Origin of the sequence: Mycobacterium shinjukuense, assembly GCF_010730055.1 — a bacterium.
Lineage (GTDB): Bacteria > Actinomycetota > Actinomycetes > Mycobacteriales > Mycobacteriaceae > Mycobacterium > Mycobacterium shinjukuense.
In genome coordinates this window covers 1,534,488-1,552,868 of the sequence record NZ_AP022575.1, presented here as the reverse complement: position 1 = coordinate 1,552,868, position 18,381 = coordinate 1,534,488, and the positions used below count along the sequence as shown (strand labels likewise).

The 18,381-nt window shown below is 68.1% G+C and carries 16 protein-coding genes and 1 riboswitch; all 16 genes read left to right on the top strand.

Annotated features, from left to right (window positions below):
• Positions 1 to 108 precede the first annotated feature (108 nt).
• The 16 genes from G6N20_RS06960 to G6N20_RS06885 all read left to right on the top strand — a co-directional run bounded on the left by G6N20_RS06960 (position 109) and on the right by G6N20_RS06885 (position 18,174).
• Positions 109 to 303: a ferredoxin gene (locus G6N20_RS06960; protein WP_083051901.1), complete on the top strand. Its 195-nt coding sequence runs from the start codon at positions 109 to 111 to the stop codon at positions 301 to 303.
• 430 nt (positions 304 to 733) lie between these two features.
• A complete protein-coding gene (locus G6N20_RS06955) occupies positions 734 to 1,918 on the top strand; it encodes a PPE family protein (protein WP_269474172.1) in 1,185 nt (394 codons plus the stop codon).
• A 160-nt stretch (positions 1,919 to 2,078) separates the two neighbouring features.
• Positions 2,079 to 2,378 (top strand): PE family protein, encoded by a 300-nt coding sequence (locus G6N20_RS06950; RefSeq protein WP_083051898.1) that lies wholly within the window; start codon positions 2,079 to 2,081, stop codon positions 2,376 to 2,378.
• 13 nt (positions 2,379 to 2,391) lie between these two features.
• Positions 2,392 to 3,591 (top strand): PPE family protein, encoded by a 1,200-nt coding sequence (locus tag G6N20_RS06945; RefSeq protein ID WP_083051895.1) that lies wholly within the window; start codon positions 2,392 to 2,394, stop codon positions 3,589 to 3,591.
• 326 nt (positions 3,592 to 3,917) lie between these two features.
• Positions 3,918 to 4,217: a type VII secretion system ESX-5 target PE18 gene (locus G6N20_RS06940; protein ID WP_083051892.1), complete on the top strand. Its 300-nt coding sequence runs from the start codon at positions 3,918 to 3,920 to the stop codon at positions 4,215 to 4,217.
• A 199-nt stretch (positions 4,218 to 4,416) separates the two neighbouring features.
• Entirely contained in the window at positions 4,417 to 4,713 is a 297-nt protein-coding gene (gene esxJ, locus G6N20_RS06935; protein WP_163662691.1) for a type VII secretion system ESX-5 protein EsxJ, read from the top strand.
• 38 nt (positions 4,714 to 4,751) lie between these two features.
• Positions 4,752 to 5,036 carry a WXG100 family type VII secretion target gene (locus G6N20_RS06930; RefSeq protein ID WP_083052703.1) on the top strand — a complete coding sequence of 95 codons (285 nt, stop codon included), beginning with the start codon at positions 4,752 to 4,754 and terminating at the stop codon, positions 5,034 to 5,036.
• A gap of 111 nt (positions 5,037 to 5,147) precedes the next feature.
• Positions 5,148 to 6,050 (top strand): ESX secretion-associated protein EspG, encoded by a 903-nt coding sequence (locus tag G6N20_RS06925; protein WP_083051476.1) that lies wholly within the window; start codon positions 5,148 to 5,150, stop codon positions 6,048 to 6,050.
• Positions 6,051 to 6,298: 248 nt separating this feature from the next.
• The gene (gene eccD / locus G6N20_RS06920; RefSeq protein WP_083051473.1) at positions 6,299 to 7,810 is read left to right on the top strand and encodes a type VII secretion integral membrane protein EccD; all 1,512 of its coding nucleotides are present in this window, start codon (positions 6,299 to 6,301) and stop codon (positions 7,808 to 7,810) included.
• A complete protein-coding gene (locus tag G6N20_RS06915; RefSeq protein ID WP_083051470.1) occupies positions 7,788 to 9,566 on the top strand; it encodes a S8 family serine peptidase in 1,779 nt (592 codons plus the stop codon). Before eccD ends, G6N20_RS06915 begins: the two co-directional genes overlap by 23 nt.
• On the top strand, positions 9,563 to 10,783 hold the full coding sequence (eccE, locus tag G6N20_RS06910) for a type VII secretion protein EccE (RefSeq protein ID WP_083051467.1): 1,221 nt from the start codon (positions 9,563 to 9,565) through the stop codon (positions 10,781 to 10,783). The genes G6N20_RS06915 and eccE overlap by 4 nt, the downstream gene beginning before the upstream one ends.
• On the top strand, positions 10,780 to 12,612 hold the full coding sequence (gene eccA5, locus G6N20_RS06905) for a type VII secretion system ESX-5 AAA family ATPase EccA5 (RefSeq protein ID WP_083051464.1): 1,833 nt from the start codon (positions 10,780 to 10,782) through the stop codon (positions 12,610 to 12,612). The genes eccE and eccA5 overlap by 4 nt, the downstream gene beginning before the upstream one ends.
• Before the next feature lie 689 nt (positions 12,613 to 13,301).
• The gene (locus G6N20_RS06900; RefSeq protein WP_083051461.1) at positions 13,302 to 14,603 is read left to right on the top strand and encodes a PPE family protein; all 1,302 of its coding nucleotides are present in this window, start codon (positions 13,302 to 13,304) and stop codon (positions 14,601 to 14,603) included.
• A 63-nt stretch (positions 14,604 to 14,666) separates the two neighbouring features.
• Positions 14,667 to 15,893, top strand: coding sequence for a PPE family protein (locus G6N20_RS06895; protein ID WP_083051457.1), 1,227 nt, complete (start codon positions 14,667 to 14,669; stop codon positions 15,891 to 15,893).
• Positions 15,894 to 16,198: 305 nt separating this feature from the next.
• Positions 16,199 to 16,370: riboswitch (M-box (ykoK) riboswitch) on the top strand.
• Between the two features lie 292 nt (positions 16,371 to 16,662).
• Positions 16,663 to 16,953: a PE family protein gene (locus tag G6N20_RS06890; RefSeq protein ID WP_083051452.1), complete on the top strand. Its 291-nt coding sequence runs from the start codon at positions 16,663 to 16,665 to the stop codon at positions 16,951 to 16,953.
• A 15-nt stretch (positions 16,954 to 16,968) separates the two neighbouring features.
• Positions 16,969 to 18,174 carry a PPE family protein gene (locus G6N20_RS06885; RefSeq protein ID WP_083051449.1) on the top strand — a complete coding sequence of 402 codons (1,206 nt, stop codon included), beginning with the start codon at positions 16,969 to 16,971 and terminating at the stop codon, positions 18,172 to 18,174.
• Positions 18,175 to 18,381: the final 207 nt, after the last annotated feature.

Genomic DNA, 18,381 nt, shown 5'->3' with positions numbered 1-18,381 from the left:
GTTGGTCCGTTCCGTTGTTCGCCGACAGCCGCCACGCCCAACTACTCTAACTATCTATCGAGCTGTCTGATCCCGGCGCGGTGTGCGCCGGTCGAGAAAGGGAAACCGGTGAAGGTCCACCTCGAACGGTCGCGATGCGCGGGACACGCCCAGTGTTACGCGGTCGATCCGCGGCTGTTCCCGATCGATGAATCGGGCTACTCGATCCTCGGGGAACGGGAGGTGCAACCCGAGGACGCGCAGGTGACCCGTGACGGGGTGGCCGCCTGCCCCGAGATGGCGCTCATCCTCGACGACGAGTGACGAAGTCGGGATTGCCGCCTGCTCGACCTGGTTCCGCCGGAGCAACCGGGCCAGATAGTTAGATTAACTAAAGCTGAACATTGGTGTGCAGCGAATGAATAGTTGGTGTCACGGGCGGTGGATGCCGGTCCCACAAACTAATGTGTTTCCTATGTAACGGTTCCACGATGAACCAGCAATCGATCGGTTAGGCTACAATCCGGCGCTTTCTCAAGGTCGAGAGCGTCTCTCGCCGGTTCCCGGGGCGGTGGGCGCGGTCGGATGGCCCCGGACGATCCGCCAACGAGCAAACCCGGCCACCGGGCTGACATTCGCAGCGGCGCAGCTGCAGCACGGGCGGGTTGTGTCGGCGCGGCCGAGCCGGCCGCCGACAGTGCCGATGCCGCAAGCCGGTTCGCTGACGCGATCGCGGTCGGCCGAGGAGGGACGAGTGTTGGACTTCGGGGCATTACCTCCAGAAGTCAATTCGGGCCGAATGTATAGCGGTCCGGGGTCGGGACCGATGCTGGCCGCGGCCGCGGCGTGGGACCAGTTGGCCGCCGAGTTGGCCTGGGCGGCAAGTGCATACGAGTCGGTGATCGCCGAGCTCACCAGCTCGTGGTGGGTCGGCCCGACCGCGATGTCGATGGTGGCCTCGGCCACGCCCTACATAGCTTGGCTCCGCACCGCCGCAACGCGAGCCGAGCAGGCGGGTGTACAGGCCAGGGCGGCCGCGGCCGCGTACGAGACGGCGTTCGCGATGACGGTGCCACCGCCGGTGATCGCGGCCAACCGGGTCTTGTTGCAGACGCTGTGTGCGACCAACTTCTTCGGTCAGAACACCGCGGCAATCGCGGCCGCTGAGGCGCAGTACGCCGAGATGTGGGCCCAAGACGCGATCGCGATGTATGGCTATGCGGGCTCCTCGGCGGGCGCCGCACAGTTGACTCCGTTCCCGAAGCCCGCACAAACCAGCAACCCGGCCGGAGTGGCCGCGCAGGCGGCAACCGTCGCCAAGGCCGCCGCCACTGCCGCGGGGACTTCGGCACCCACGGTGTCGTCGATGGACGCGGAGCTCTTCGCCACCGCCGCGGTTCCGCAACTGCTGCGGCACCTGTCGACCTCGGCGTTGTCCGCCTGGCCGAATCCCAACGATTGGTGGATCGTCCAGCTGCTGGGCTCACTGACCCCCGCCAATCGGACCACGATAGTTCGCTTCCTGGGGCTTTCGTACTTCGGGATGGGAATCGCACAATTCTTCGCCTCGATTGGGCAGCAATTGACTTTTGGCCCCGGGGGGACGACGGCCGGTTCGGGTGGAGCCTGGTACCCGACCCCGCAATTCGTGGGCCTGGGCCTGGGCCTGGGTGGTGGGAAAATGTCGGCAAGTTTGGCGTCCGCCAACACAATTGGGCGGTTGTCGGTGCCGCCGAGCTGGGCTACTTCGCCGGTCGCGGCAGAACATGCCACGCCCGCGGTGGTGGGCGCCGACGTCGTCACCACTGGGCCGAGTGGGGCAGCGGGCCTGCTCAGGGGGATGCCCCTGGGGTCGGGCCTGGGCCGGCGTAGCGGCGGCTTTGCTCACCGGTACGGGTTTCGCCACAGCGTGCTCGCCCGCCCGCCGTCCGCCGGATAACGCAGAAAGGGCCGAAGTGCAGGTAGCCAACAGATGAATAGTCCTTGTTCCGTGAATGAAAAGCTGGCCGCGGCGGAAGCGCTACCACCGGCCAGCGAATTAGCGTAGTGACAACATATTTCTGGAAGCTCTTGAGCCAGAACGAATTAGGAGGGCGCACATGTCGTATGTGACCACGCAGCCGGAAGCGTTGGCGGCGGCGGCCGGCAGCTTGCAGGGCATCGGTGCGGCGTTGAGCAGTCAAAACGCGGCGGCGGCGGCTCCTACCACGGGGGTGGTTCCGGCGGCGGCCGATGAGGTGTCGGCGCTCACGGCCGCTCAGTTCGTCGCACACGCCCAGATGTATCAGGCCGTCAGCGCTGCGGCCGAAGCCATTCACGAGATGTTCGTCAACGCGTTGAGCATGAGCTCGGGGTCGTATGCGGCTACCGAGGCGGCCAACGCGGCCGCTGCCGGCTAAGGGGTCAACAGCGATGGACTTTGGTGCGTTACCGCCGGAGGTCAACTCCGGGCGAATGTATGCGGGCCCGGGGTCGGCGCCGATGGTGGCCGCCGCGTCGGCCTGGAATGGGTTGGCGGTCGAGCTGAGCTCGGCGGCCATGGGCTATGACAAGGTGATCACCGCGCTCAGCACCGAGGAGTGGCTGGGTCCGGCGTCGGCGGCGATGGCCGAGGCGGTGGCGCCCTATGTGGCGTGGATGAGTGCGGCCGCGGCGGCGGCCGAGCAGGCGGCCGCTTCGGCCAGGGCGGCGGCGGCCGCCTACGAGGCGGCGTTTTCCGCGATGGTGCCACCGCCGTTGATCGCGGCCAACCGTGCTCAGCTGGCACAGTTGATCGCGACGAACGTGTTTGGTCAGAACACGTCGGCAATCGCGGCCACCGAGGCCCAGTACGGGGAGATGTGGGCGCAAGACGCCGCGGCGATGTACAGCTATGCCGGCTCTTCGGCCACCGCCGCGGCGGTCACGCCGTTCACTTCCCCGCCGCAGATCGCCAATCCGGCGGCACGGGCCGTCCAGGGGGCCGCGGTCGCCGCGGCCACCGGCACCTCGGCGGGCACCGCCCAGTCGACGCTGACGCAGATGATTACCGGGCTACCCGCCGTGCTGCACAGCCTCACCTCGCCCCTCACGCAATCGTCCGAGGGGCCGCTGTCGTGGCTGTGGCAGATCCTGTTCGGGCAACCCACGTTCCCCACATCCATTTCGGGCCTGCTGAACGCCCTGCAGCCCTACGCGAGCTTCATGTACAACACCGAGGGGCTTCCCTACTTCAGCGTCGGTATGGCCAACAACTTTGTGCAGTCGGCCAAGACCCTGGGATTGCTCGGCGCGGCAGCACCGGCCGCAGCCGCGGCCGCCGGTGACGCCGCCAAGGGCTTACCTGGGCTCGGTGGTCTGCTGGGCGGGGGACCGGTGTCAGCGGGCCTGGGCAACGCGGCGTCACTCGGAAAGCTGTCGGTGCCACCGGCCTGGAGCGGATCGCTGCCCGGGCCGATGCACCCTGGGGCCGCTCCGCTACCGGTGAGCACGATCAGCGCGGCGCCGGACGCCGGGAGTTCGAACCTGCTGGGTGGGATGCCGCTGGCGGGCGCGAGCGCAGGCGGGGCCGGCGCCGGTCCGCGCTACGGGGTCCGGCCCACCGTGATGGCCCGTCCGCCGTTCGCTGGCTGACATCCGGCCGGAGCCGCCGGCCATGCGGCCCGGCCGCGCATCTGAACCAGCCATGAGGTGGTGCCGAAACCCAGCGGGAAATATCGCTGGTCAGCGAACTCCCGACGGCCAAATCGGACGATCTGTGCACCAGCTTGTCGCCGACTGCCACGACCGGGACACCAACCAGGTCAATCGCTGTTACTGTGTCGTTACAGCAGGTGAATTCGTGGTGCCGCGCAGTGAACAAATGCGAACAGGTGACGTCGAAAGCAACCTGTGGCGAGCCAGTCATCGTACTCTCGTCAAGAGAGCGGTTGCTGGGATGATTGGAGGAGGGTAACAGCATGTCGTTCGTGACAACTCAGCCAGAAGCGTTGGCCGCGGCGGCCGGAAACCTGCAGGGTATCGGCTCGGCACTGAACGCCCAGAATGCAGCCGCGGCGGCCCCGACCACCGGGGTGGTGCCGGCGGCCGCCGACGAGGTCTCGGCGCTGACCGCGGCCCAGTTCGCCGCCCATGCGCAGATGTACCAGGCGGTCAGCGCCCAAGCCGCGGCGATTCACGAGATGTTCGTTAACACGCTGGCAACAAGTTCGGGCTCGTACGCGGCGACCGAGGCCGCCAACGCGGCCGCTGCCGGCTAAGCGGACTGGCGGCGTGCGGCATCGGACGCATCGGCTCCCGACCCGTGACAGCCGGTCGGGGCCGCCGGCTGACGGAAAGGGGGCTCATCCGTAGTTCTGGGGTCGGGCGGTTGCGCCATCGCGTAGCCCATCCGGCCATCGCCCTTCACGACAACAGATGATCTAGCCATCAACGAGCTATCAGTAAGGAGACCTTCAGGTGGCAACGCGTTTTATGACGGATCCGCACGCGATGCGGGACATGGCGGGCCGGTTTGAGGTGCACGCCCAGACGGTCGAGGACGAGGCCCGGCGGATGTGGGCGTCGGCGCAAAACATTTCCGGTGCGGGCTGGAGCGGTCTGGCCGAGGCGACCTCGCTGGACACCATGACCCAGATGAATCAGGCGTTTCGCAACATCGTGAACATGCTGCACGGGGTGCGCGACGGGCTGATCCGCGACGCCAACAACTACGAGCAGCAAGAGCAGGCCTCGCAGCAGATCCTTAGCAGCTAGCACCGGACCGTCGGCTTCGATTCAGGAGGACATCAGCTATGACCATCAACTACCAGTTCGGCGATGTGGACGCCCACGGCGCCACCATTCGCGCGCAGGCGGCGTCGCTGGAGGCCGAGCACCAGGCCATCGTGCGCGATGTGCTGGCCGCCGGGGACTTTTGGGGCGGCGCCGGGTCGGTGGCCTGCCAGGAGTTCATCACCCAGTTGGGGCGCAACTTCCAGGTGATCTACGAGCAGGCCAACGCCCACGGCCAAAAGATCCAGACCGCCGGCAGCAACATGGCGCAAACCGACAGCGCCGTCGGCTCCAGCTGGGCCTAGAACCAAACTTCAGGCGCGGCAGCACACCAACCGGCCGGTGTGCTGCTGTGTCCTGCAGTCGACCGGCACATCAATTGGCACTAGGACCCACGTAAACCTCAGAGGGCTGGGATGGATCAACAAAGTCTCCGCACCGATATCACCGTCAACGTCGACGGATTCTGGATGCTGCAGGCGCTGCTCGATATTCGGCACGTGGCGCCCGAGCTGCGGTGCCGGCCGTATGTATCCACCGACAACAACGACTGGCTGAACGAGCATCCGGGCATGGCCGTCATGCGCGAGCAGGGCATCGTCGTGGGCGACCAGGTCAACGAGCAGGTGGCGGCCCGGATGAAGGTGCTCGCAGCGCCCGACCTCGAGGTCATCGCCCTGCTCTCGCGGGGCAAGTTGCTCTACGGGGTGATCGACGACCCGAATCAGCCGCCGGGATCGCGTGACATCCCGGACAACGAGTTCCGGGTGGTGTTGGCCCGCCGCGGCCAGCACTGGGTGTCGGCGGTGCGGGTGGGCAACGACATCACCGTCGACGACGTGTCGGTGGCCGACAGTTCCTCGATCGCCGCGTTGGTCCTAGACGGGTTGGAGTCGATTCACCACGCCGACCCGGCGGCGATCAACGCGGTGAACGTGCCGCTGGAGGAGATGCTGGAGGCAACGAAGTCGTGGCAGGAATCGGGCTTTAACGTCTTCTCCGGGGGAGATCTTCGGCGGATGGGCATCAGTGCTGCCACCGTGGCGGCGCTGGGGCAGGCGCTGTCGGATCCCGCCGCCGAGGTCGCGCTCTATGCGCGTCAGTACCGAGACGACGCCAAGGGCCCCAGCGCCTCGGTGTTGTCCCTGAAGGACGGTTCGGGCGGGCGCATCGCCCTGTACCAGCAGGCGCGAACCGCCGGCTCCGGCGAGGCGTGGCTAGCGATCTGCCCGGCTACCCCACAGCTGGTGCAAGTGGGGGTGAAGACCGTGCTGGACACGCTGCCGTACGGTGAGTGGAAAACCCATAGCAGAGTTTGACAGCAGGATTCGAAATCGTAAGTGCAACAATATTTTCGAACATAATATGCGGCCAAGACAGGAAGACGGCATACTGCTTTAGAATCGGGCCGCAGAACCGACGAAACAACGTCCACCACAACTAATGGTCGCGAGGCGAGGCAAATGAATTCGGAGTCAGTCGAGCCGCAGCTCTCCGGGGGCAATGGCGCCTCGGCACGGATTGAGTCACGGGACTACACGTTCGCTATGGCAGGGGGTGCAGCACGATGACCGCAGTAGCTGACGCGCCACAGACCGACGTCGAGGGCGTCTCGTCGCCTCGTTCCGTCGTCGTTGGCATCATGGCCGGCGCGGGGGTGCAGATCGGTGTCCTGCTGGATGCCAACGCCCCCGTTTCGGTGATGACCGACCCACTGCTCAAGGTGGTCAACGGTCGGCTCCGGGAACTGGGCGAGACCCCGCTGGAGGCCTCCGGGCGCGGCCGGTGGGCGTTGTGTCTGGTTGACGGCGTGCCGCTGCGCGCCACCCAGTCGCTGACCGAGCAAGACATCTACGACGGTGACCGGCTGTGGATTCGATTCATCCCGGACTCCGAACACCGGTCGCAAGTGATCGAGCACATCTCCACCGCGGTCGCGTCCAATCTCAGCAAGCGATTCGCCGCGATCGACCCGGTCGTTGCCGTGCAGGTCGGTGCGTCGATGGTGGCCACCGGGGTGGCCCTCGCCTCGGGGGTGCTGGCCTGGTGGCGCTGGCATCACAACACGTGGTTGACCACCATCTTCGCCGCGGTGATCGGCGTGCTGGTGTTGTCGGTGGCCGTGCTGCTGTTGATGCGCGCCAAGACCGACGCGGACCGGCGTGTCGGCGACCTCTTGCTGATGAGCGGGCTCCTGCCGGTAACGGTTGCGGCCGCCGCGGCACCGCCCGGTCCAGTGGGGTCCCCGCAGGCGGTGCTGGGCTTTGGGGTGCTCACCGTCGTCGCCGCGCTGGCGCTGCGGTTTACCGGCCGCCGACTGGGCATCTACACCGCCACCATCACGATTACCGCGTTGGTCACGTTGGCGAGCCTGTCCCGCATGGTCGCGGCCACCAGCGCGGTGACGTTGCTGTCGTGCCTGGTGCTGACCTGCGTCATTCTCTACCACGCCGCGCCGGCGCTGTCCCGACGACTGGCCGGCATCCGACTCCCGGTGTTCCCGTCGGCCACCAGCCGGTGGGTGTTCGAGGCTCGACCCGATCTGCCGACGACGGTGGTGGTGTCGGACGGCGGTCGGCCGGTGTTGGAGGGCCCGGCGTCGGTGCGCGACGTAATGCTGCAGGCAGAACGCGCCCGGTCGTTCTTGAGCGGGTTGCTGGTGGGGCTTGGCGTCCTGATGGTGGTGTGCTTGACCGCGTTGTGCGATCCGCACACCGGGCAACGGTGGCTGCCGCTGATACTCGCCGGGTTCACCTCCGGTTTCCTGTTGCTGCGCGGCCGGTCCTACGTCGACCGGTGGCAGGCGATCACCTTGGCCGCGACCGCGGTGATCATTGTCGCCGCGGTGGTCGTGCGCTACGCGGTCGAGTTGTCCTCGCCGTTAGCCGTGTCCATCGCGGCCGCCATCCTGGTGCTGCTGCCGGCCGCGGGCATGGCGGCCGCGGCGCATGTGCCCAACACCATCTACAGCCCGCTGTTCCGCAAGCTCGTGGAATGGATCGAATACCTGTGCCTCATGCCGATCTTCCCGCTGGCACTGTGGCTGATGAACGTCTATGCGGCGATTAGGTACCGGTAGCGCCAGATTGTGGTATGGCCGCGCGTCCACCGCGACCATCGCCGCGATGCTGCTCGCCTCGGGCGCACTCGCCGGCCTGCCCCCGGCGTCGGCAATTTCGCCGCCGACGATCGATCCGGGCGCATTGCCACCCGACACTCCGCCCGGGCCACTGGCGCCCACGAAGCAGAACTCCTACTGCACCGAGGTCGGCGTGCTGCCGGGCACCGATTTCCGGTTGCCGCCCAAATACATGGAGATGCTGAACCTCTCCGAGGCATGGCAATTCGGCCAGGGCGCGGGGGTTAAGGTCGCTGTCATCGACACGGGCGTGACCCCACATCCCAGATTGCCGCGGCTGATCCCGGGCGGCGACTACGTGATGGCGGGCGGTGATGGGTTGTCGGACTGCGACGCCCACGGCACCATCGTGGCGTCGATGATCGCTGCGGCCCCCGCCACCGGCGCGGCACTGCCGCCCGCGGTACCGCGCAGGCCGGTCACCGTTCCCACGACCGAGAAGCCGCCACCGCCGCAGACCGTGACGCTGTCGCCGGTACCACCGCAGACGGTGACGGTGATTCCCGCTCCGCCGCCGTCTCCCGAGGAAGGGGCCCCGCCCGGCGGGCCGCCGCCGGCGCCGCCACCGGCCCCGCAGGCCCCAGCGGCCAACCACGGCGGCGGCACGGTGACGATCCCGGGTCACTCCGGCGGGGGGCGCGTGGTCAGCGTCGACAACCCGCATCCCCGTGCCCCGGCAACGCCCACGCCGGCGCCGCCACCACCGGCGCCGCCCACCACGCCCGGTGCGGCGCCCGACGCCTTCAGCGGCATCGCCCCCGACGTCGAGGTGATCTCGATCCGCCAGTCAAGCCAGGCGTTTGGCCTCAAGGACGCCTACACCGGCGATGAAGACCCGCAGACACAGGCAAAGATCGACAACGTCGAGACGCTGGCGCGAGCGATCGTGCATGCGGCCAACATGGGCGCGTCGGTGATCAACATCTCCGACGTGACGTGCATGAGCTCCCGCAACATCATCGACCAGCGTGTCCTGGGGGCCGCCGTGCACTACGCGGCGGTCGACAAGAATGCGCTCATCGTGGCCGCAGCCGGCGACAGCAGCAAGAAGGACTGCAAGCAGAACCCCGTGTTTGATCCCTTGCAGCCCGATGATCCCCGGAACTGGAACGCCGTGACGACGGTGGTCACACCGTCCTGGTTCAACGAGTTCGTCTTGACCGTCGGGGCGGTGGACGCCAGCGGTCAGCCGCTGAGTCAAATGAGCATCGCGGGGCCATGGGTGTCGCTCTCCGCGCCCGGCACCGACGTCATCGGACTTTCACCCCGCGACGACGGTCTGATCAATGCGATTGACGGCCCAGACAATTCGTTGCTGGTGCCGGCCGGCACCAGCTTCTCGGCCGCGATCGTTTCGGGAGTGGCCGCACTCGTGCGCGCCAAATTCCCCGAGTTGACCGCGTATCAGGTCATGAATCGGTTGATTCACACCGCCAGACCGCCCGCTCGCGGCGTGGACAATCAGGTCGGCTACGGCGTGGTCGACCCGGTGGCGGCGCTGACCTGGGATGTACCGGAAGGCCCGGCGACGCCGCCGAAGCAGCTGTCGGTGCCGCTGTTGCTGCCGAAGGGGCCCGCCGACCGCAATATGGTGCCGGTGTGGGTGGCTGCCGGGGGGTTGGCTGGGGCACTATTGATAGGTGGCGCGGTGTATGGTACGGCGACATTGATGCGGCGGTCGCGGAAGCAACCATGAAGGCACAGAAGAGGTTCGGGTTGTCGTTGTCGTGGCCACGGGTGACGGCCGTCTTTGTGGTTGACGTGGTGATCTTGCTGGTTGCCAGTCATTGCCCGCGGTCCTGGCAGGGCGATGACCATGTGGCGTGGTGGGTTGGCGTTGGCATGGCGGTGTTGGTGACGCTGCTGTCGATCGTCAGCTATCACGGGATCACGGTGATCTCGGGCGTGGCGGCCTGGGTGTGGGATTGGTCCGCCGACCCTGGAACGGCGCTGGCGGCGGGGTGTACGCCCGCGATCGACCACCAGCGCCGGTTCGGGCGCGACGCGGTCGGGGTGCGCGAGTACCGGGGCCAGCTGATCACGGTGATCGAGGTCGACGGGGGCGAGGGAGATCCGTCGGGTCGGCATCGTCACCGCGTGACGCCGCACGCGGCGTTGCCGGTGGCGGCGGTCGCTAACGGGTTGCGCCAGTTCGATATTCGGCTGGAGGGCATCGACGTTGTGTCGGTCCAGCTGCACGGCGGGGCAGACGCCGCCCGGGCATCGGCCTCGCTGCAGGAGTGGGGGCCGGAGGGTTGGGGATCCGCCGAGGGGGTGGGTGAGCAGGCCGCCGCCGACCGACGCCGCACCTGGTTGGTGCTGCGGATGAACCCGCAGCGCAATGTGGCCGCGGTGGCCTGCCGTGACTCGCTGGCCTCGACCTTGGTGGCGGCCACCGAGCGGCTGGCCCAGGATCTGGACGGGCAAAGTTGTGCCGCCCGGCCGTTGACCGCCGACGAGCTGGCCGAGGTCGATGGCGCGGTGTTGGCTGACCTGGAGCCGACGTGGAGTCGCCCCGGTTGGCGCCACCTCAAGCACTTCAACGGGTACGTCACCAGTTTCTGGGTGACCCCGGCCGACATCACCACCGAAACACTGGATCGGTTGTGGCTCTCGGGTGAGCCCGGGGTTGCGGCAACGGTGGTCACGGTGCGGCTGATCACCCGACTGGGACGGCCTCGGGTGTCGGCGTGGGTGCGTTATCACAGTGCTGACCGGCTGCCCAAGGAGCTGACGGCCGGGCTCAACCGGCTCACCGGTCGCCAGCTGGCCGCGGTGCGCGCCAGCCTGCCCGCCCCGGCAGTCCGCCAGCACCTCGTCGTTCCCGGCCGCGCGCTGCACGACCACGATGAGCTCGAGCTGCGCGTCGGCACCGAGCGGAAGCACGCGACGAGTTCAACCGCAGGGCAATGACCCGCACGCAGTCGGCTGCCGAAGATGCCCGCAACGCCATGGTCGCCGGTCTGCTGGCATCGGGAATCTCTGTCAATGGCCTGCAGCCCAGCCACAACCCGCAGGTGGCAGCCCAGATGTTCACCACGGCCACCAAGCTGGATCCCGGCATGTGCGATGCCTGGCTGGCGCGGGTACTGGCCGGCGACCAGAGCATCGAGGTGCTCGCCGGGGCATGGGCGGCGGTCAGGACCTTCGGCTGGGAGACCCGCCGACTCGGCGTCACGGATCTGCAGTTCCGACCCGAGGTGTCCGACGGGTTGTTTCTGCGACTGGCGATCACCAGCGTGGACTCGCTGGCCTGCGCGTACGCCGCCGTCCTCGCCGAGGCCAAGCGCTACAAGGAGGCGGCGGAACTGCTCGACGCCACCGAACCCCGGCATCCGTTCGACGCCGAGCTGGTGAGCTATGTGCGGGGCGTGCTGTACTTCCGCACCAAACGGTGGCCGGATGTGCTCGCCCAGTTCCCCGAGGCGACGCCGTGGCGCCACCCGGAGCTCAAGGCCGCGGGGGCGGCCATGGCCACCACCGCGCTGGCGTCGCTGGGGGTCTTCGAGGAGGCCTTTCGGCGCGCTCAGGAAGCGATCGAAGGGGACCGGGTTCCGGGTGCGGCGAACATCGCCTTGTACACCCAGGGCATGTGCCTGCGGCACGTCGGGCGCGAGGAGGAAGCCGTCGAACTGCTGCGGCGGGTGTACTCGCGGGATGCAAAATTCACCCCGGCCCGCGAGGCACTGGACAATCCTAACTTCCGGCTGGTCCTGACCGACCCGGAAACGATAGAGGCGCGCACCGACCCGTGGGATCCGGACAGCGCGCCGACGAGGGCGCAGACCGAGGCCGCTCGGCACGCTCAGATGGCCGCGAAGTACTTGGCGGAAGGGGATGCCGAGCTCAACGCGATGCTGGGCATGGAGCAGGCCAAGCGGGAGATCAAGCTCATCAAGGCGACCACCAAGGTGAATTTAGCGCGTGCCAAGATGGGCCTTCCGGTGCCGGTGACGTCGCGGCACACCCTGTTGCTGGGGCCCCCGGGCACCGGCAAGACGTCGGTGGCGCGGGCCTTCACCAAGCAGCTGTGCGGGTTGACCGTGCTGCGCAAGCCGCTCGTGGTGGAGACCAGCCGCACCAAGCTGTTGGGCCGGTACATGGCCGACGCGGAGAAGAACACCGAGGAAATGCTCGAGGGCGCCCTGGGCGGCGCGGTTTTCTTCGACGAGATGCACACGCTGCACGAGAAGGGCTACACCCAGGGCGACCCCTACGGCAACGCGATCATCAACACGCTGCTGCTGTACATGGAGAACCATCGCGACGAGCTGGTGGTGTTCGGCGCGGGCTACGCCAAGGCAATGGAAAAGATGCTCGAGGTGAACCAGGGTCTGCGACGGCGCTTTTCGACGGTCATCGAGTTCTTCAGCTACACCCCGGACGAACTGATCGCGCTGACCAAATTGATGGGGAGGGAGAACGAGGACGTCATCACCGATGAGGCCGCCCAGGTGTTGTTGCCGTCTTACACGAAGTTCTACCGCGACGAGACCTACTCCGAAGACGGGGATTTGATCCGCGGTATCGATGTGCTCGGCAACGCCGGTTTCGTGCGCAACGTGGTGGAGAAGGCGCGCGACCACCGCAGTTTCCGGCTCGACGACGAGATCCTCGACGAGGTGTTGGCCAGCGATCGCACCGAATTCAGCGAGGAGCAGCTGCGCCGGTTCAAGGAGTTGACCCGCGACGACCTCGCCGAAGGACTCCGCGCCGCGGTGGCCGAGAAGAAGACAACGTAGCCGTCTCTTCCGGCTCGGCCGCGGCAGCTAACCCCATGGGAACGCTGACGGACCGGGCCGCTGTGGCCCCGCCCGGATCGTGGCGCCGCAGCCGCGCCGGACACACCCGGCCGATGACCTTCCCCGCCGAACGGGCACTGACGTCCAACGACGAGCTACCGCTGGGCAAACGGCCGCACCCCGCCGGCGAGTCCCGGCCAACTTGCCTCCGGCGCTGCGTCGGCCGGATACGCTGTGATGCCTAAGCTCGGACGAGAGGGGGTGCGGTGTCGAGCAAATCTTGCTGGGTGGTCTCGTTCCCCCGATTCACGCAACTACGGCGGCACCTCCCTTGCGTCCCGATCCGCGACAGGAGGTGGGCGAGACTGGTCGTATTGACGCAGGCTGCAGGAATTCGATGACCTTCCGATCCGGTCACGGCGCCTGGTCCGCCGTCTGAACCGGCTGGCGCCGAGTATCCGACACGCGCTGCGCACCGAAGCGCACGTGTTATCGGCAGCACCCCGACACCACCACCACAACGGCGGAGGCCCGTAGCTGGGTCGGACTATCCGAAAAGGAGAAGTCCGATGTCTTTTGTTGGGACACAACCGGAATCGCTGTCGGCAGCGGCCGGGGTTATGCACGCCCGAATGTTGCCCCCATCGGCGCCCACCTTCGAAGTGCTGGCCGGATAAGGGGTGTTGGCAATGGATTTCGGAGCGCTCCCACCTGAAATCAACTCCACACGCATGTATTCGGGGCCAGGCTCGGCGCCCCTGCTGGCCGCCATGACGGCCTGGGACGGGCTTGCCGCGGAGCTGCGTTCGACGGTTGCCGCGTACCAGAAGGTGATCACGGTGCTGACCGGCGACGACTGGCTGGGTCCGGCATCGGAATCGATGGCGGCAGCCGCCGCCCCGTATCTGGCGTGGATGAGCATCACCGGCATGCAGGCGGAGCAGACGGCCGCTCAGGCGGCCGCCGCGGCGGCCGCATTTGAGTCGGCGTTCGCCATGACGGTGCCCCCGGCCGTGGTGGCGGCTAACCGCACTCAGCTGGCGGCGCTGGTGGCCACCAACGTGCTTGGTCAAAACACCCCGGCGATCGCGGCCACCGAGGCCGCCTACGGCGAAATGTGGGCCCAGGACGCGGCGGCAATGTACGGCTATGCCGCCAGCTCCGCGACGGCCGCCGCGCTGTCGCCGTTCACCGAACCGGTGCACACGACCAACCCGGGCGGTCAGGCCAACCAGGCCGCGGCGGTCACCCAGGCCGCTGGCGGTGCCGGGTTCGGTCTCGCGCAGTCCAAGCTGCCGCAACTGATGGCCTTGGTGCCGAATGCCTTGCAGGGGCTCGCGTCACCGGCGGCGGCCGCTGCGGCACCGGCCCAGGCTATCCCTGGCCTGGACGCGCTGAACTCCGCGCTTGCCGGCCCGGCGGGCTGGCTCGCCGCCATCCTGAATTTCCTGGATGGCAACGACGGAAATCCTTATGGAATCTTCATGAATTCTTCGCTGGTCAACGGGTTCACCTCGGCCGGATATGTCAGCCCCGCCATCGTCGGCCCCGCCGTCTGGACCGCCATGGCCGACGTCAACGCGGTAGCGTTGGGCGCCCAAAATGCCCCACTGCCCCCCATGGGCTCCGGCGAAGGGAACCCCACGTGGCTACCCGGGATCTCACCGGCCAGCCCCGAAAGCCTGCCCCCGCTGAGCGAGACGCCCGTGGCCTCGTGGGGTGCGGGAGAGGTGTCGGCCGGTACCAACCAGGCGGCGCTGGTGGGGCGACTGTCTGTTCCGCAGAGCTGGATGGCGGCGACCGCGGTAGCGAACCACGCCGGCGCCGCGGCACCGGGCGGCGGCTGGACCAGCTCCGCGACCGTCCCAGAGGCGGCAGCGGGCATGCCCGGGGTGCCCGGGATGCCCGCGGTGTTTGGGCACAGCTTCGGCAACGCTCCGCGTTACGGATTCCGGCCGACGATCATGGGACGCCCCCCAGCCGCTGGATGACGGCCGGGGGACCACCCGCCACCTGGGCGATCGGTGAGAGGTCGGTTAATCGAGGTGCTGGCAATGGATTTCGGAGCGCTCCCTCCTGAAGTCAACTCCCTGCGCATGTATTCGGGGCCAGGCTCGGCGCCGATGCTGGCCGCCGTGACGGCCTGGGACGCAGTCGCCACCGAAATGCAGGTGACCGCGGCGGCCTACGAGTCGGTGATTTCGGGGTTGATCGGTGAGGGCTGGCTGGGGCGGGCGTCGGCGGCGATGGCGGCCGCGGTCGCCCCGTATGTGACGTGGATGAGCGTCACGGGCCTGCGGGCCGCGCAGACCGCCAGTCAGGCCGCGGCGGCTGCGGCGGCCTTTGAGGCCGCGTTTGCCATGACGGTGCCGCCGGCGGTGGTCGCCGCCAACCGTGCCCGGTTGATCGCGTTGGTGGCCACCAATTTTCTGGGCATCAACACACCCGCGATCGCGGCTACCGAGGCCGAATACGCCGAAATGTGGGCTCAGGATGCGACGGCCATGTACGGGTATGCGGCTAGCTCCGCGCAGGCCTCCGCTCTGACACCGTTTTCCGAACCCGCGGCGACCACCAACCCGTCCGGGCAGGCCGGCCAGGCCGCGGCGGTCGCCCACGCGGCCGGTGCCGCCGTGGGCGGCCGCACGCAGACGGACGTGCCGCTGCTCATGTCCGCGGTGCCGGCGAGCTTGCAAGGACTCGCGTCACCGTCGGCCGTGGCTGCGCCGCTGGACGCCATTCCCGGGGCGGGCCTGCTCGCCGACATGCTGAACTTCCTGGACGGAAACGACGGGAACCCCTACGGGATCTTCCTGAACTCCAACGTGGTGAACGGTGTCATGTCAGCCGGATACGTGGCTCCCGGGCTAATCATGCCCGCCGTCACGGCTGCACTGGCGGACATCAACTCGGTGGCTCTCGACGGGGCGCCGCAGGTCCTCGTCGCACCCATGGACGTCGGTTATCCCGATGCCGCGTCGATGGGGGCGACGGTCGCCCGATCGGGCTTGGGGGCGGTCATCGCCGGCGCGAACAAGGCGGCCATGGTCGGGCGCCTGTCTGTTCCGCCGAACTGGACGACGGCCGTCGAGGCGGCAAATCCCGCCGGAGCCACACCCTCCGGCGCCGGCGCGACCAGCACCGTTGCCGCCCCCCAGGCCGGTGCGGGCATGCCCGGTCTGCCGGGCGTCCCGGCCACCAGCGCCTCGTACAGCTTCGGCAGTGGTCCTCGATACGGATTCCGGCCGACGATCATGGCGCGCCCGCCCGCCGCGGGATAGTGACGTCGCCGACGGAGCGCAAGGCTCAGATCCGGATACCTGTGTGACCCGCCGCGGCAGGACGACGATCCGTCAGACGCGACGACAGCGCTGGCTGGTTTACGGCGAAAGTCCCTGCGCGACGGCCAAATTGTCGGCGGCGGCGGGCAGCGGTGTGCGGGCGTGGTTGCGGATCCCCATCGCTACGTCACGGGCCGGACCAGCCGGCCGTTGCCGCTCCGGGTGGGGCGGCTCACCCACGCGCCCCTGATGAGCCAGCGTGTTTGGGTTGACTCGAACCGTCGGGGGTGCCACGATGGCCTGTGCATGCACCTCGCTAGGTGAGGCGTCTGCACGGATATAGGCCACTGACCTCGAACGTCGAAAGACGCCCAGGGTCAGGACAGCTCTTCCCGGCTTAAGGGTTGAGCCCAAGTGGCTTCCGGGCCAGCCCGGATACGCCGTGTGGTGCCAAAGCTCTGACGAGAGGGGTGCCGCGCCCTATGTTTCAATTGGGCCCCCACCCCTGATGTGCAAGCCACCGGCACCCCCGCGTGCCCTGGCCCCGAGGAGGTGAGAGCGAAATGAGTTCCGGCGATAGTTCCTATTCGAGATCGACGATCATTTCGTTCCGATCCGACCTGGGCGCCGTTCACGCAATCTGAACTGGCTCAACGCCATTCTCCGATCCGCACCCCTGCGCTAGGGGGGTGTGCAGCGGGCGCGCGGAATTTGCCAGCGAAATCGCCACATCGGCCCCTGGTTCGGGTCTTCCGGCAGGAGAAGCCCGATGTCATTGGTCACCACCCAGCCAGCTGCCCTGGCAACGGCCCCGGGTCAGTTGCCCCGTGTCGGAGCGGCCACGGCCGCCCAAAATGCCGCCGCACCCGCGACCACAGGTCTGGCTGCTGCTGCCACCGATGACGTATCGGTCTTGACCGCAACGCAATTCGGCACCCAGGGCGCCCGGTACCAGACGGTGGGTGCTCAGGCGATGGCAATCCACGAGCCGTTCGTCGCGATCTTGGGTGCCGGTGCCGGTTCCTATGCGGCTACCGAAGCCGCCAACGCCGTCAGCTAAACGAGGAGGCCGACGATGACCGCCGCCCTGGATTTTGCAACATTGCCGCCCGAAATCAATTCCACGCGCATGTATTCGGGCGCCGGCTCGGGCCCGATGCTGGCCGCCGCATCGGCCTGGCACGGCCTGGCCGCGGAGCTACGTGCCACCGCGTTGTCCTGTGGCGCGGTGCTCTGCGCGCTGACCGGCGAAGAATGGTACGGCCCGGCATCGGCATCGATGGCCGCCGCGGTCGCACCGTATACGGCATGGCTGAGCAGCACAGCCGTCCAAGCCGAGCAAACGGCCCTACAAGCCGAGGCGGCCGTGGCCGCCTACGAAGCCGCCTTTGCGGCAACGGTGCCTCCACCGGTGGTGGCGGCCAACCGTGCCCAGCTGATGGCGCTGGTCGCCACCAACATATTCGGGCAAAACACCCCGGCGATCGCCGCCACCGAGGCTCAGTACGCCGAAATGTGGGCCCAAGACGGCATGGCCATGTACGGCTACGCCGGTTCCTCGGCCGCGGCCACGCGGTTGAGCCCGTTTGTCGAGCCCCCGCGGATAACCAACCCCAGCGGCCTGGCCGCCCAGGCGGCCGCGGTCGCCCAAGCCAGCGGCGCGGCGGCGGGCACCCAGCAGTCGACGCTGTCCCAGCTGATCTCCGCGGTGCCGACCGTCCTGCAAGGACTCGCGTCGTCGACCGGACCGGCGTCGTCCGGGCCGGCGGGCATCCTGGGCACGCTGGGCACCGGATCGATCTGGCATGAAATCTGGGCCGTGTTGCAACCCAATTCGAACTTCTGGAACACCGTGACGTCGTCCGGGCTCGGCATGGCGCCGGCCACCATACTCGCCCCGCTGCTGGGTCTGATCGGCGGTGGGACGGCGGCAAGCATGGCCGGGGAAGCCCTCGGCGAGGCTGCCACCGGCGCGCTGGCAGGCCCGCTCGCGGGCATCGCCGGACCGAGCGGACTCGGCGGCGCCGTGTCGGCCGGCGTAGGCAACGCGGCCGCCGTCGGCACGCTGTCGGTGCCGCCAAGCTGGACCGCCGCCGCGCCGCTGCACGGTCCCCTGGGCTCGACGTTGGGTGGCACACCCATGGTGGCACCCCCTCCCGCGGGGCCGGCCGGCATGCCCGGGGTGCCCTTCGGCAACGCGGCCGGCCAGCACTTCGGCCGCGCCGTCCCCCAGTACGGTTTCCGTCCGACCTTCGTCGCACGACCGCCCGCCGCCGGATAGGGCGGCCTGCCGGAAAGTTCTCAGCAACTGGGCAGTCAGTTCGCAGGCGTACTCGCGTACCCAGGGTCGCCGTCGTGCGTAGGCTGCCTCACGTTAGGAGAGCACGGTATGACGGTCAGCTACCACGTCGGCGACGTCGGCACCCACGGAGCCATCTTTCGGTGCCAGCCTTCAGATCGGCAGTCGCCACCCAATCGGCGCCGCGGA